Source organism: Gracilibacillus massiliensis (assembly GCF_001458115.1).
Taxonomy (GTDB): Bacteria; Bacillota; Bacilli; order Bacillales; family Amphibacillaceae; genus Gracilibacillus; species Gracilibacillus massiliensis.
This window is the reverse complement of record NZ_CZRP01000012.1, coordinates 415229-429766: the sequence shown is the minus strand read 5'-3', so window position 1 is coordinate 429766 and position 14538 is coordinate 415229. Positions and strand designations below refer to the sequence as shown.

13 protein-coding genes are annotated in these 14538 nt (G+C 37.5%); all 13 read right to left on the bottom strand.

Annotation, left to right across the window (positions count from 1 at the left end):
* Positions 1–469 precede the first annotated feature (469 nt).
* Positions 470–958 (bottom strand): hypothetical protein, encoded by a 489-nt coding sequence (locus BN3107_RS09600; protein ID WP_058307410.1) that lies wholly within the window; start codon positions 956–958, stop codon positions 470–472.
* A 51-nt stretch (positions 959–1009) separates the two neighbouring features.
* Positions 1010–2014 carry a flotillin-like protein FloA gene (gene floA / locus BN3107_RS09595; protein ID WP_058307409.1) on the bottom strand — a complete coding sequence of 335 codons (1005 nt, stop codon included), beginning with the start codon at positions 2012–2014 and terminating at the stop codon, positions 1010–1012.
* Between the two features lie 24 nt (positions 2015–2038).
* On the bottom strand, positions 2039–3364 hold the full coding sequence (locus tag BN3107_RS09590; protein WP_058307408.1) for an NfeD family protein: 1326 nt from the start codon (positions 3362–3364) through the stop codon (positions 2039–2041).
* 457 nt (positions 3365–3821) lie between these two features.
* The gene (locus BN3107_RS09585) at positions 3822–4268 is read right to left on the bottom strand and encodes a GatB/YqeY domain-containing protein (protein WP_058307407.1); all 447 of its coding nucleotides are present in this window, start codon (positions 4266–4268) and stop codon (positions 3822–3824) included.
* Between the two features lie 18 nt (positions 4269–4286).
* Positions 4287–4463 (bottom strand): 30S ribosomal protein S21, encoded by a 177-nt coding sequence (rpsU, locus tag BN3107_RS09580; protein ID WP_018931586.1) that lies wholly within the window; start codon positions 4461–4463, stop codon positions 4287–4289.
* Between the two features lie 263 nt (positions 4464–4726).
* Positions 4727–6064: a tRNA (N(6)-L-threonylcarbamoyladenosine(37)-C(2))-methylthiotransferase MtaB gene (gene mtaB / locus BN3107_RS09575; RefSeq protein ID WP_058307406.1), complete on the bottom strand. Its 1338-nt coding sequence runs from the start codon at positions 6062–6064 to the stop codon at positions 4727–4729.
* Positions 6065–6068: 4 nt separating this feature from the next.
* Positions 6069–6821 (bottom strand): 16S rRNA (uracil(1498)-N(3))-methyltransferase, encoded by a 753-nt coding sequence (locus tag BN3107_RS09570; RefSeq protein ID WP_058307405.1) that lies wholly within the window; start codon positions 6819–6821, stop codon positions 6069–6071.
* A gap of 4 nt (positions 6822–6825) precedes the next feature.
* The gene (gene prmA, locus BN3107_RS09565) at positions 6826–7776 is read right to left on the bottom strand and encodes a 50S ribosomal protein L11 methyltransferase (RefSeq protein WP_058307404.1); all 951 of its coding nucleotides are present in this window, start codon (positions 7774–7776) and stop codon (positions 6826–6828) included.
* A 38-nt stretch (positions 7777–7814) separates the two neighbouring features.
* Positions 7815–8939 carry a molecular chaperone DnaJ gene (dnaJ, locus tag BN3107_RS09560; RefSeq protein WP_058307403.1) on the bottom strand — a complete coding sequence of 375 codons (1125 nt, stop codon included), beginning with the start codon at positions 8937–8939 and terminating at the stop codon, positions 7815–7817.
* 656 nt (positions 8940–9595) lie between these two features.
* Entirely contained in the window at positions 9596–11449 is a 1854-nt protein-coding gene (gene dnaK, locus BN3107_RS09555) for a molecular chaperone DnaK (RefSeq protein WP_058307402.1), read from the bottom strand.
* A gap of 32 nt (positions 11450–11481) precedes the next feature.
* Entirely contained in the window at positions 11482–12048 is a 567-nt protein-coding gene (grpE, locus tag BN3107_RS09550; protein WP_058307401.1) for a nucleotide exchange factor GrpE, read from the bottom strand.
* 131 nt (positions 12049–12179) lie between these two features.
* The gene (gene hrcA, locus BN3107_RS09545; RefSeq protein WP_058307400.1) at positions 12180–13202 is read right to left on the bottom strand and encodes a heat-inducible transcriptional repressor HrcA; all 1023 of its coding nucleotides are present in this window, start codon (positions 13200–13202) and stop codon (positions 12180–12182) included.
* Between the two features lie 127 nt (positions 13203–13329).
* Positions 13330–14472, bottom strand: a complete 1143-nt coding sequence (gene hemW / locus BN3107_RS09540; protein WP_058307399.1) for a radical SAM family heme chaperone HemW — start codon at positions 14470–14472, stop codon at positions 13330–13332.
* Between the last annotated feature and the right edge of the window lie 66 nt (positions 14473–14538).

Here is a 14538-nt window from a genome sequence, read left to right as displayed (position 1 = left end):
GACAATAAATCAGCTTATTTTAATAACAATATTTAATCTAATGATAAATTGATGAGAAATGGTGAATACGCTAATATGATTATTCTACTTTAGTTGTAGAGCATTAAAAAGCGCAGGCGTCCGTTTCCACTCCTGCGGGAAGTTTTTTCCACGTTGCTAACTGACCGTAATCCCATTTTTGAAATTTTCGTTTAGCCAATAAATAACGAATGGGATACGGTCAGTAACAACCTGATAAGTTTCGCTAACAATCAGTAGGAAAACCCCACTGATTGAAGTCTCACTTTATTCGAAGATCCACTTTGGTAAGTGGCCTTTGCTTACCAAAGTTAGCTGAGAAAAAAAACCGCGGAAAGGGAAGCGGACAAGCCGGAGTGAGTGCAAAGCACATATAAAATCTCATAATTACCACAAAAAAAGAGTGTGTCAGCAAAAGTTTTACTTTTGGACACACTCTTTCGTTTTTGTATTATGTGCGATAGCTTTTTCGTTTTTGATAGGCTCTTGGCGGACCTAATACTTCAGCCATAATAATGCCTTGTGCAATACCTTTTTGCGTTAAATTATTTTTAACGGATAACGAGATTTCCCCATTATTATTTTTCCGATATGCTTTTGGTGCTGGCCCATCTTTAATCGCATCATGTATACCTAATTCGTTATTTTGTGTTTGATCGCGAATCGATTCAGCTCGCTGAATTTTTTCCTGCAACTTCTCCATTTGTTTCTCTTTTTGTTGCGAAAAAGTTGGTTGATTCGAGTCAGCCATCGTCTCCATCGTTTGATAAGATGGAGTCTGAGTCTGTTCTGGCTGTCTTGTTTCAGTGGTTGTTGTGCTTGGTTGTTTAGGCTTTTGAGATTGTTGTTGCTTATTTTCTTCTTCTTTCGATTTAGAAAGGCCAAATAACCAAAAGACAACAGCTAGAATTGGTACGATAAAACTAAACAATTCATCCATCGATATCTTCCTCTCTAACGTATAACCTAAGAGATACGTTAATAGGATTTCTTACTTATTAAAGTCGTCTTCGTCATTATCTGTATCTGTTAATTTACCAATAGAATCACGCATATCAGTATCGGCATCAATGTTTTTGTAGTTCATATAATCCATAACACCCATTTTGCCAGAACGTAATGCTTCTGCCAATGCTTGTGGAACTTCTGCTTCTGCTTCGACAACTTTTGCTCGCATTTCTTGAACTTTGGCAACCATTTCTTGTTCTTGAGCAACCGCCATCGCACGACGCTCTTCTGCTTTTGCTTGGGCAATATTTTTATCTGCTTCTGCTTGATCTGTTTGCAGAATCGCACCGATATTTTTGCCGATATCCACATCAGCAATATCGATCGACAGGATTTCAAACGCAGTACCAGCATCTAAACCACGGTCTAAAACATTATGAGAGATAGAGTCTGGATTTTCCAATACTTCTGTATGGGCTTTAGCACTACCAATTGTACTAACAACACCTTCACCGACACGGGCAATAATTGTTTCTTCACCAGCACCACCGACTAAGCGATCAATGTTCGCTCTTACCGTAATACGTGCTTTCGCTTTTACTTCAATACCATCCATCGAAATACCTGCGATAAATGGCGTTTCGATTACTTTCGGGTTAACACTCATTTGCACAGCTTCTAATACGTCACGTCCTGCTAAGTCAATGGCAGCACAACGTTCAAAGCTTAACTCAATGTTTGCTCTTTGTGCAGCAATTAGTGCATTTACTACACGGTCAACATTACCACCTGCTAAAAAATGACTCTCTAATTGATTAGTGTTAACGTCTAACCCCGCTTTATGAGCTTTAATTAATGGATTGATAACACGAGATGGCACAACTCTTCTTAAGCGCATCCCTACTAATGTGAAAATACTCACTCTTACACCTGCTGCTAAGGCACTAATCCAAAGCATAACAGGAATAAATGTAAAGAGTATTGCAACTGCGATTACAATCAGTCCAATAATGATAATTGGAAAAATTACTTCTAATTCTTGTGGCATGTTTTTTCCTCCTAATATTTAAAATTAAATCTTTCTAACTACTATACGTGATCCTTCGACTTTTATTATTTTAATCGCTGTGTTCACGTCAATAAATGCTCCTTCCGTTACCACATCAAGTCTTTCTTCTGAAAACTCTGCGGTTCCGGCTGGTCTTAATGGTGTAACAGATACTCCCTCTTGCCCAATAAGGTCTGGTCGATTAACGGATGACACATATCCTTGCTCAGAGCTTGTAGAATCGTTTAGGATGATATGTCTGAGAACTCCTTTTTCCAAACCAATTGTTTTGAACAAAATAACTGCTACTACAATACTAGAAACAAGTGCGATAGCAATACTTAAAGCCATATGACCGACATCATCTGTTGACATAAATAACGCCGCAACTATCGCACCTAATCCAATGAAACCAAGTATACCACCTGGAGCAAATATTTCGATAATAATTAAAACAATTCCCAGTACTAATAATACGATGGTTTCGTAACCAGCAAGTCCTGCTACGATGTGTCCATAAAAATAAAGGACCAAAGAAATCAAACCAACTGATCCTGGTATCCCAAATCCTGGGGAATAAAGCTCTACGATCAAACCGATACTAGCTAATGATAACAAAATCGGAACAACAACTGGGTTTGTTAAAAATCTAGCTAGCCCTTCTGCTGCCGTCGTTTCTGTTTCCACTATTTCCGCTTGCGATAACGAAAGTTGATTTAATAAATCAGTACGATGATTTACAATTCCATTCGCATATTCAACGTCTACTGCATAATTAGCGTCTAATGTCAAAAACTCTCCCTCAGGCGCACCGTATTCAGGTAAATCAATCTCGGTGTTTGCCATCGCCTCCGCATACAACGGATCTCTTCCTTTAGAAGTTGCTGCACCTCTCATACTCGCTATCCATGCTGACTGAGCCTTTTTGTCTGCAGCATTGCCATCCGATGTGATGACTCCACTAGCACCCATACTCGCTTGTGGCTTCATATAAATATTATCAGTATTTAGAGCGATATAAGAACCTGCAGACAGAGCCTTAACGGTTATAAATGAGGTGGTTTCGATTTCTACATCTTGTAGAATCTCACCAATGTTTTCTGCAGCATCTACACGTCCACCAGGTGTATTAATTTCAAATATAATGTGGTCCGCATTAGCTTCTGTAGCTTCTGTGGTGGTTCTTTTCAGAAATGCTTCTAATCCTCGTTCAACAGTATTTTCGATTGGTATCACATATACTATTTTACCCTCTCCATTGTCTTCTGCACTCACATAATTAGAGTCGATATTAAAAATGAATACAAAAAGTGGTAGTGCTAAAAGGAGCGATATAAAGAATTTTTTCAATCCACGTCCTCCCTCCCAAATTGTTTTACTAATAAGATTACGAAAATTATGTAGAATTGGTTTCATATTTTTGATACTTAATTACTATTGTCAACGCATACAGTTTACCACACATATACGGTATAGGGAAAGCTATAAGAAAAGCGCAGAGCGCCCACTTAGAAACGTAGCGAATGGAGCGCATCAACTGAGATAAAAGAATCACGGACTTACACAGGAAGTGTTGACATCTGTGTTGCCTACAAGACCTAGGCGAACTTAACAGATGCTCCTACATTACGAGCCGATGATGACTTATCGTAAGGCGATGTGTGAAGTCGCCTAGTTTCTGGCGCTCAGAGCTAGACACCTTCGAATTTTTATACTTTCTTTCCTTATAAACAAAGCATAACAAAAAGGCCCTAAGCTAAATGAATAGCTAAGAGCCTTTTGCTGAATGAAATCATTTATATTCGTTCTATGATAAGTTCTTTTGAACCAATTGATTCACTCGTGAGCCTTCTGCTTTACCTTTTACTTTTGGCATCAGAGCACTCATAACTTTTCCCATATCTTTTTTCGATTGAGCTTGAACTTCCTCGATCGTCTGTACAACTATTTCTTCTAATTCTTGATCAGATAATTGTTCAGGCATATAAGCTTGTATTATTTTAATTTCTTCTTCTAATTGGCTTACAAGATCTTCGCGTCCAGCTTCTTTAAATTCATGGAGGGAATCTTTTCTTTGTTTCAGCTCTCTAGCTAAAACCGTTAGTTCTTCTTCTTCAGACAATGCATCTTTTTTTGATTTAATGGCTTCATTTTGCATCGATGCTTTGACCATACGAATTACACTTAATTTTACTTTATCTTTGTTCTTCATCGCCTGTTTCATATCTTGGTTCAAAAGTTCAACGATTGCCATTAGTACATTACACCCTCTTTAAAATTTACGCTTTCTAGCTGCCTCCGATTTTTTCTTACGGCGAACACTAGGTTTTTCATAAAATTCACGCTTACGATATTCAGATAATGTACCAGATTTTGATACACTACGCTTAAAGCGACGAAGAGCATCTTCAAGTGACTCGTTTTTACGAACGCGAGTTGTGTTAGACATGCAATTTCCCTCCCTCCGAAGCATACAAAAAAATTAATCAGACATACACATACATATGTCTCTTTGCAATTATAATATACCGACCAATATAGGTCAACCGTTTTAATAATAAAATAGATTGAAAAATACTTATAGTTTTAATAACTCATGATAATGTGAGACTTCAATCAATACAAGTATTACGGCCCGTCACAAAATAATCCAAGTCAATAATAGTAGATAACTAGAAAAGAGGCCATCACGTAAAGTGAGACCCCCTATCATTAAATAGATAATACAGCGTCATCCATTACACGGACAAACTGACCTTCATTGTACGGATAACCTGCTTTTGTAATTTTCACACGGACGATTTCACCAATCATGTCTTTAGTGCCTTCGAATTTTACCTTAAGATAATTATCTGAATAACCTACTAACATATTAGGGTGATCGTTATCAAATGTTTCTTCTGGTATTACTTCTACTACTTCTTCTTCATATTGCTTTGCGTATTCTAACGCTTGTTGATTCGATTGGTCGATTAATAACTGTACCCGTTTATTTTTGACCTCATCATCCACTTGATTATCCATACGAGCTGCTGGAGTACCTGTTCTTCTTGAAAAAGGGAAAACATGCAACTCAGAATAGCCGATTTCTTTCACAAAATCAGAAGTTTCCTGAAATTCTTCAGCTGTTTCACCAGGAAAACCAACAATAACATCTGAAGTAATTGCTAAATGTGGCAGTGCTTTTTGAATTTTTTCAACACGTTGTTTGTAAAAATCTGTTGTGTATTTACGGCGCATTCTTTCTAATACTGTGTCTGATCCTGATTGCAATGGTATATGTAAATGAGGTACCACTTTTTCTGAAGCATCCAACACTTCGATTACTTCATCAGTAATTTGACTTGCTTCGATGGAAGAAATACGAATTCGCTTAAGACCATCCACTTTTGATTCAAGGTCCCGTAACAACCTGGCAAAATTATAGTCCTTCATATCTTCACCATAACCAGCGGTGTGAATCCCAGTTAAGACAACTTCTTTATAACCTGCTTCAACCAATTGTTTTGCTTGTTTTAAAACATTCTCGGGATCTCTGGAACGTAAAAGACCTCTTGACCATGGAATGATACAGAACGTACAAAAATTGTTACATCCTTCTTGTATTTTTAATGATGCACGTGTACGATCAGAAAATTGTGGAACATCCATTTCTTCAAATACTCGATTCTTCATAATATTTGAAACACCATTGATTGGTTGACGATGCTCTTGATGTTCTTCAATATACTCAATCATTTTCCCTCGATCTTGTGTTCCTACCACAATATCCACACCAGGAATTTCCATAATTTCACCAGGAGATGTTTGAGCATAACAGCCTGTTACACAGACAACAGCCTCAGGATTACTTCGAATTGCACGACGGATTACTTGACGACTTTTCTTATCACCAGTATTAGTAACCGTACATGTATTAATGACATACACATCGGCATGGTGATCAAAATCAACACGTTCATAACCTTCGTTTTTAAACTTTTGCCAAATTCCTTCTGTCTCATAATGATTTACTTTACAACCTAATGTATGAAAAGCCACTACAGGCATTTCATCACCTCATTTCTTCAAAGTAATAAGATAAATTAGCTAAAACGTATAGAGGTGCCGTTTCCGTTCGTAAAATTCTAGGACCAAGACGAATCGATTCAAAACCAGCCTGCCTTAATTCGACGGCTTCTTTTTCAGTAAAGCCACCTTCTGGCCCAACACAAACGATCACAGATTGACCTAGCTTTATTTGTGATAAATAATCATGGAGCTTTTGTGAGGATTCACCACGCGTTGTTTCTTCATAAGCAAAAAACTTCCAGTCATAGTTAGCACTCTTACTAATTAGTTTACTAGTCGACAATACCGTATCAACCGCAGGGATTCGTGTCCTGTGAGCCTGTTCACTGGCTTCTTTAACAATCTTCTGCCATCTCGGTAGTTTTTTTTGGACTTTTTTTGGTTCCCATTTTACAACAGACCGTTCTGCTTGAAAAGGAATAAAATGTGATGCACCTAATTCAGTACCTTTTTGAAGTATGAATTCCCACTTATCGCCTTTCGGTAAACCATGTGCTATCGTAATAGCAATCGGTAATTCCGTCGTTTCTTCTAACCATTCGATTACTTTAGCTTCCACCACATCTTCAGAAATAGTATCAATTTCACAAATAGCAGACTTTCCATCATCACGATTTGCAATCAACTTGTCTTCTTTCGACATTCGCATTACATTTACAATATGATGATAATCATCTTCCACTATTTGAACATTTTGATCATTCCAGTGGTCACTATTAATAAAATATCGTTGCATCCGATTACCTACTTCCTTCAGGCTTTTGTGCAATAATCGAGATCCAATCTTCCATTTGGTTTACTTCCATTATTTCAAATCCCGCGTTTGTGAGTCCTTCTTTAACATGTTCTTTTTTGTTCTGAATAATACCTGATGTAATAAAATAACCACCAGGCTTTAGTAATTTATAAGCATCCTGTTCAAAACGCAAAATAATTTCAGCCAGGATATTCGCTACAATAATATCTGCTTCTTCGTCGACATGTTCTAACAAGTTATTTTGTTTTACAACCACTTGTTGAGCAACTTTATTTACTTTGACATTAAGTCTAGAACTCTCAACCGCTACTTCATCCAAGTCATAAGCTAATACTTTATCAGCCCCTAATAAAATAGAGGCAACACTTAACACACCTGATCCACAACCAACATCCATCACAATCTGACCTTTTTCTATGAATCTTTCTAAAGCTTGAATACTTAAAACGGTTGTTGGGTGTGTACCTGTACCGAAGGCCATTCCAGGATCTAATTCAATAATAAGTTCATCTGTTGAGACAGGCTGATAATCTTCCCAGGTTGGCGTGATTGTCACACGCTCTGAGATTTTCACAGGTTTATAATATTTTTTCCAAGCTGTCGCCCATTCTTCTTCATTTACTTCACTCAAAGTTATTTTGTTTAAGCCAATATCGATATCGTATACTAATAAATTATTAATCGCTTGCTTAATCTCCGATACCGTTTCACCAAGAAAACTATTAACAGGAAGGTACGCTTTTAAACGCACCCCTTCCTCAGGATAGTCATCCGGATTCAGGTCATAAATTTCGCCAAAAGGTGTATCTCTTTCTTTGTCTAATTCCTGACGATCCTCTATCACAACACCACTTGCGCCTGCTTCATGAATAATGTTAGAGATTGGTTCTATCGCTTCATTGGTAGTATAGATACACAGCTCTGTCCACTTCAAACAGATCAACTCACTTTATCAAAGATTTCCAATATGGATTACTCACCTTTAAAAGCTCTTTTTACTCGCTGAAAAAAAGAATCTTCGTGTTCATCTGTTGGTTGATTCCCACTTATTTCGTTAAATTCCCTTAATAACTCTTTCTGACGTTCACTTAAGTTTGTTGGTGTAATCACACGAATTTTTATATGTTGGTCCCCTTGACCATAACCACGGACATTAGGAGCACCTTTTCCTTTTAAACGGAAGGTTTTTCCTGTCTGTGTACCTGCTGGAACTTTTAGTTTTACTTTGCCATGTAGTGTAGGAACTTCAATTTCGTCACCTAAAGCTGCTTGAGCGAAAGTAATTGGCATTTCACAATAAATATGATCGCCTTCACGTTCATAAAATTCATGGCTCTTCACTTGAATAACTACGTAAAGATCTCCTGCTGGTCCACCATTTACGCCTGGCTCACCTTGTCCAGGTACACGTATTTGTTGTCCTTCATCAATACCTGCAGGGATACTAATATGAATTTTCTTGCGTGTTTGTACTTTTCCTTGGCCACCACATGTCGTACATTTCTCTTTAATCATTTTACCTGTACCTTGACAGTGATGACAAACTCTTCGGTTGACTACACGACCAAAAGGCGTATTTTGTTCAACATTTAATTGTCCACTGCCATTACAATGGGAACATGTTTCCGGCTTTGTTCCAGGCTTAGCTCCGGAACCATCACATGTGTCACAATCTTCTTCTTTTGGTATTTGAATATCTGTTTCTTTTCCAAAAATAGCATCTTCAAACTCAAGTGTCATGGCATACTGCAAGTCGTTACCTTGGCGCGGGGCATTTGGATCTCTTCGACCACCGCCACCGAAGAACATGTCGAAAATATCTCCGAAACCGCCGAAGTCTTCGCCACCACCGAAGCCACCAAATCCACCTTGACTTTGTGGGCCGGCGTGACCAAACTGATCGTATTGTGCTTTCTTTTGCTCGTTACCAAGTACCTCATACGCTTCTTTTACTTCTTTAAATTTTTGGTCAGTACCTTCTTCTTTGTTCACATCCGGGTGATATTTTCTAGCTAGTTTACGATATGCTTTTTTTATTTCATCCTTTGATGCATCTTTTGACACACCAAGTACCTCGTAATAATCTCGTTTACTCACTGACTGATCACACTCCCGCTCGTTTATTGCATAACATTTATAATAACATTGATCGTTTATGATAAGCAAACATAAATAACGAACCAAAACTCAACAGAAAACCTAAACTGCAATTTAATTGACATAGGCTTATTGGCAACAGTATTGAGATAAGTGCTAATCCAACGCTACGGAAAAACACTCCCTTTCCGGGGGCACGGCTTCAGCTAACTTGGTAAAGTAGAACACTTTACCAAGTAGATCTTCAGCTCGTGCTGTTCCCCCAGGAGTGTCGCATTTTTCCTCCGCTTTGGTAGATATCTGTTCAAGTACGATGAAATAAGCTGTGATATCAATATTCTAGCTAACACTTAATTTGTAGAAGATTATTGAAGCGTAGTCCATTTACGTAGACTCCAGCGGGAAAAGCGCGAGCTGAAGATCCCGCAGGAAAAGCGTTTTTTGCTTTTCTGAGGAAGCTGAAGCCGTGCCCGCGGAAAGCGAAGTAAATGGACGGAGCTTTTGCTAGCACTCATCAAACAGTCAAAATTGTCACAAGTTCGCAGTTTGGTCTACTGGTAATGTATGAATGGTGGTTGTTTTTTGTCATTCATGGAAAAAGCCAAAGCCATTTGGATCTGACTTTGACTTTTTCTCACTTGCTTATCAAACTTCTGTTATTTTTTATCTTCGTCTTTCTTGTCTTCATCGTCCACTTCTTCGTAGTCAGCATCTACTACATCGTCTTCAGCTTGTTGACCTTCCGCTCCAGCAGCGTCTCCTTCTGCTTGAGCTTGCTGTTGTGCTTGCTCATACAGTTTTACAGATAGCGCTTGAACTTGCTCTTCTAAAGCTTCTTTTTTCGCTTTGATTTGCTCTTGATCATTTGCTTCTAACGCTTCTTTTAATTCGTCTTTTGCAGCTTCTGCTTTTTGTTTTTCTTCGTCAGATACATTGTCTCCAAGATCTTTCAAAGTCTTGTCTGTTTGGAATACCAATTGATCTGCTTCATTACGAAGTTCGATTTCTTCACGACGTTTTTTGTCTTCTTCAGCATTTTCTTCCGCATCTTTCACCATTTGTTCTACTTCTTCATCAGATAGACCTGAAGAAGATTTAATGGTAATCGATTGTTCTTTATTTGTACCTAAATCTTTCGCACGAACATTTACAATACCATTAGCATCAATATCAAATGATACTTCGATTTGTGGTACACCACGTGGTGCTGGTGGAATATCAGTTAATTGGAAACGACCAAGTGTTTTGTTATCTTGCGCCATTTCACGTTCCCCTTGTAGCACGTGGATATCCACTGCTGTTTGGTTATCAGCCGCTGTTGAGAATACTTGTTGAGCACTTGTTGGAATTGTTGTGTTACGTTCGATTAATTTAGTTGTCACACTTCCCATTGTTTCAATACCAAGAGAAAGAGGTGTAACATCTAATAATACTACATCTTTAACATCACCTTGAAGTACCCCACCTTGAATGGCTGCACCTAGTGCTACAACCTCATCAGGGTTAACTCCTTTAGATGGGTCTTTACCAACTTCTTTTTTGATAGCTTCCTGAACTGCTGGGATACGAGTAGAACCACCAACAAGTAATACTTTATCAATTTCGCTAGCAGAAAGATCTGCATCTTTTAGTGCTTGGCGAGTTGGCCCCATTGTTCTCTCTACTAGATCTGCAGATAACTCATCGAATTTTGCACGAGTTATGTTCATTTCTAAGTGTAATGGTCCTGCGTCTCCAGCTGTAATAAATGGAAGTGATACTTGCGTTTGCGCTACACCTGACAAGTCTTTTTTCGCTTTTTCAGCTGCATCTTTTAAACGTTGAAGAGCCATTTTATCTTGACCTAAATCAATACCATTTTCTTTTTTGAACTCTGCTACCATATGGTCAATTAACACTTCATCAAAGTCATCCCCACCAAGGCGGTTATCACCTGCAGTAGATACAACTTCAAAAGTACCTTCACCAATATCTAGGATAGATACGTCAAATGTACCACCACCAAGGTCATAAACTAGAACGGTTTGATCTTGATCTGCTTTATCAATACCATATGCAAGTGCTGCAGCAGTTGGTTCGTTAATAATACGTTCAACTTCTAAGCCTGCAATTTTACCAGCATCTTTTGTAGCTTGACGTTCTGCATCATTGAAATAAGCAGGAACAGTGATTACAGCTTTGTCAACTGTATCTCCTAAATAGTCTTCCGCATACGATTTTAAGTGTTGTAAAATAATCGCAGAAATTTCTTGTGGTGTATGTTCTTTACCTTCAATTTCCACTTTATAGTCTGTACCCATATGACGTTTGATTGATTGAATTGTATTTGGGTTTGTAATCGCTTGACGCTTTGCTACTTCCCCAATTTGACGTTCACCATTTTTAAATGAAACAACAGAAGGCGTTGTACGGTTACCTTCCGGATTCGGAATTACTTTTGCTTCGCCACCTTCCATTACGGCTACACAAGAATTTGTTGTACCTAAGTCAATACCAATGATTTTTCCCATTTTAAAAAGTCCTCCTTCACAAACATATGTAATTATTGATTTACTTTGACCATCGCTGGTCGGATCACACGATCTTTCAGTTGATAACCTTTTTGCATGGTTTCAACGATCTGATTGGATTCATAGCCATCTTCTTCTACTTGCATAACAGCTTGGTGTTTGGTTGGATCAAATGTTTGACCATCTGTCTCAATTTCCTCTACACCTTCACTTTCAAGCACTGTCTTTAATTGGCGATAAACCATCTCAAGACCTTCTACAATACCTTTAGCTGCTTTATCTTCAACTTCTACTTGAAGCGCACGCTCAAAGTTATCTAAAACCGGTAATAACTCTGTTACAACCGATTGTGACTTATATTTTAAATCTGCTTCTTTTTCTTTTTTAGTTCGTTTTCTAAAGTTGTCATACTCAGCTTGCACTCGTAATAAATGATTTTGTAAATCATCTTTTTCTGCTTGCAATTTTGTTAATTCTTCATTATTCACTTCTTGCTCTTGTGGTTCGTCGTTCTTTTCGTCAGTGATTATTTCTTGTTCTGTATCTTCCACTACTTCTTCTTTAAATTCTTCTTTTGACTGTACATCTTTTTCTTCCATCCCTGTCACCTCCTAAACAAAACCATTGTATAGCTAAACATACTTTAACTAAAAGATCAAATATTATACACACAAAAAGATGAGAGCGCCGTATTCTTTGAAGCAAATAGACGCTTCTCACATTTGAAATGTTAGTGCCATGAATCAAACGTATTTGTCAATCGTTTAGACAATACATTTAATAATGTTACTACTCTTGAATACTCCATCCGTGTAGGACCAAGTAAAGCAATTGTCCCTAACTGCTCTTCCCCCAGTGAGTAGGTTGCTGTAATTAAACTGCAATCTTGCATCGCGTCCAGCTGATTTTCCTGACCAATGGAAACTTTAATTCCTTTTCCAGATGTTCTTAAAAGATGCGCCATTTCGTCTTCTTTTTCCATAATCGTATAAAGTGACTGAATCTTATGGATGTCGTGAAATTCTGGTTGTAACATAATATTTGTTTTACCATCCATATAGAGTTTAACTGGCTGTTGTTCTAACAATGCATCTTTCAAAAAGGAATACGTGGTCTCAAAATCTGAGCTATAACGCTTGAGCATTTGAGCAACTTCTCCATAGAGCTTTTGTTGTAACTTAATGATGGGTACACCAACTAATCGATCATTTAGAATATTAACTAACTTCTCTAGATCAGATGACTGCATGGTTGGTGGCACATTGAAATGACGATGTTCTACATGACCTGTACTTGTCACCAAAATAGCTACAGCAGTATAATCAGTTAAACTGATAATTTGAATTTGCTTTAATGTTGTCTCAAAAACTTGTGGCCCTAGTATGATCGACGTATAGTTTGTTAAGTCTGAAAGAACGCGAGCAGACTTTTGCACCACTCGTTCAAATTCAAGCATTTCTCTTTCAAACGTTTGATGAATCGTCGACATATCTTGATTCGATAATCGAAATGGTGACATTAAATGGTCAACATAAAAGCGATACCCTTTCTCAGAAGGTACTCGACCTGATGAGGTATGGGTCTTTTCAATATAACCTGATTCTTCTAAATCAGCCATTTCATTACGAATCGTCGCAGGACTAAAAGGAATGTCCTCCTTCTTAGCTATAGCCCTTGATCCAATCGGTTGTGCCGTCTGGATGAATTCATCAATAATAACTTGGAGCACTTGTATTTGTCTTTCTGTAAGCATCGATGATCACCTCTGTTAGCACTCTATTATCTTGAGTGCTAAATCTAATAATAAATTATCAAATCCATAAGGAAATGTCAATTAAGAAACTTAAAATATTATTAGAAAAACGAAAAGCTATTACCCTCTAGATTTCCTTATCCAATAGAAAGGATTGAAATACTTCATTGCCAAAAGGCTTACCTACCTCTGTCAGTTTTACAAATTGATGATTGTATTCAATCCAGCCGCGATGTTGCAATTTTTCTAACTCCTGACCATACAAACTTTCTAACTTTTGATTATATTTTTGCTCGAATCTTGAAATCGATACGCCCTCACTTTTTCGAAGTCCAAGGAACATCTCTTCCTCAATTTGCTCTTTTCTGCCGATTTTCTCCACATGTAAAATCGGTTTTCCTGATTTATTTGCTTCTTCTACATAGGTTGGAAATGGACGAATGTTAATAATTCGCTCACCTGGTAAATAACCATGAGATCCTGCCCCAAACCCATAATAATAATCATTATTCCAATACGTTAAATTGTGTTTACTTTCAAAACCGGGTTTTGCGAAATTGCTAATTTCATATTGCAAATTTCCATTCTGATTCATTTCAGCTCGTAGGATTTCATACATATCTGCCTCGATTTCCTCTGGCGGTTTCGTTAATGTTCCCTTTTTATATCGTTGATAAAAAATCGTTTTCGGCTCAATTTGCAGTGAATAAGCTGAATAGTGTGGTAAGTTAAATTGCAATGCTTCCCGCAATGTTTGTTCAAAATTAGAAATAGTTTGATTGGGTAAACTATACATTAAATCAATACTAATATTCGTAATACCCGCGTTGATTAAATCATTAACATTTTGATAGACATCTTTGATTCGATGCAATCTACCAAGCTGTTCTAACATATCATCATCAAATACTTGTACACCCATTGAAATGCGGTTAACACCGTATTCTTTTAAAATCGTTATTTTTTCTTTTGTTAAATCACCCGGATTCGCTTCGAACGTATATTCTTCCACCTCAGCAACATCAAAATAATTGTGAATCATCTTCACTAGTTTTGTTAATTGTTGATTATTTAATGCAGTAGGTGTTCCCCCACCGACAAAGATCGTTTTCATCTTCTGCTTAGGCTTACTAATATTTGTTGTGATTTCATTTTCGAGCGCAACCAAGTAATCATCTGCCATTTTTTCTTCATAAAAGAATTTTGTGAAATCACAATAATGGCAAATTTTTTCGCAAAATGGAATGTGGATATAGACAGACGATACCATTGTTATTCCTCCTTTAACTACGGCAAAACCCTTGCCATTTAGACAAGGGTAGACCATTACTATTAC

Excerpts from the sequence above, each read along its gene's own strand:
- BN3107_RS09600 (WP_058307410.1), bottom strand. The coding sequence starts at position 958 with ATGGATGAATTGTTTAGTTTTATCGTACCAATTCTAGCTGTTGTCTTT.
- floA (WP_058307409.1), bottom strand. The coding sequence starts at position 2,014 with ATGCCACAAGAATTAGAAGTAATTTTTCCAATTATCATTATTGGACTG.
- BN3107_RS09585 (WP_058307407.1), bottom strand. The coding sequence starts at position 4,268 with ATGGCAATCGTTGAACTTTTGAACCAAGATATGAAACAGGCGATGAAG.
- rpsU (WP_018931586.1), bottom strand. The coding sequence starts at position 4,463 with ATGTCTAACACAACTCGCGTTCGTAAAAACGAGTCACTTGAAGATGCT.
- mtaB (WP_058307406.1), bottom strand. The coding sequence starts at position 6,064 with ATGCCTGTAGTGGCTTTTCATACATTAGGTTGTAAAGTAAATCATTAT.
- BN3107_RS09570 (WP_058307405.1), bottom strand. The coding sequence starts at position 6,821 with ATGCAACGATATTTTATTAATAGTGACCACTGGAATGATCAAAATGTT.
- dnaK (WP_058307402.1), bottom strand. The coding sequence starts at position 11,449 with ATGGGAAAAATCATTGGTATTGACTTAGGTACAACAAATTCTTGTGTA.
- grpE (WP_058307401.1), bottom strand. The coding sequence starts at position 12,048 with ATGGAAGAAAAAGATGTACAGTCAAAAGAAGAATTTAAAGAAGAAGTA.
- hrcA (WP_058307400.1), bottom strand. The coding sequence starts at position 13,202 with ATGCTTACAGAAAGACAAATACAAGTGCTCCAAGTTATTATTGATGAA.
- hemW (WP_058307399.1), bottom strand. The coding sequence starts at position 14,472 with ATGGTATCGTCTGTCTATATCCACATTCCATTTTGCGAAAAAATTTGC.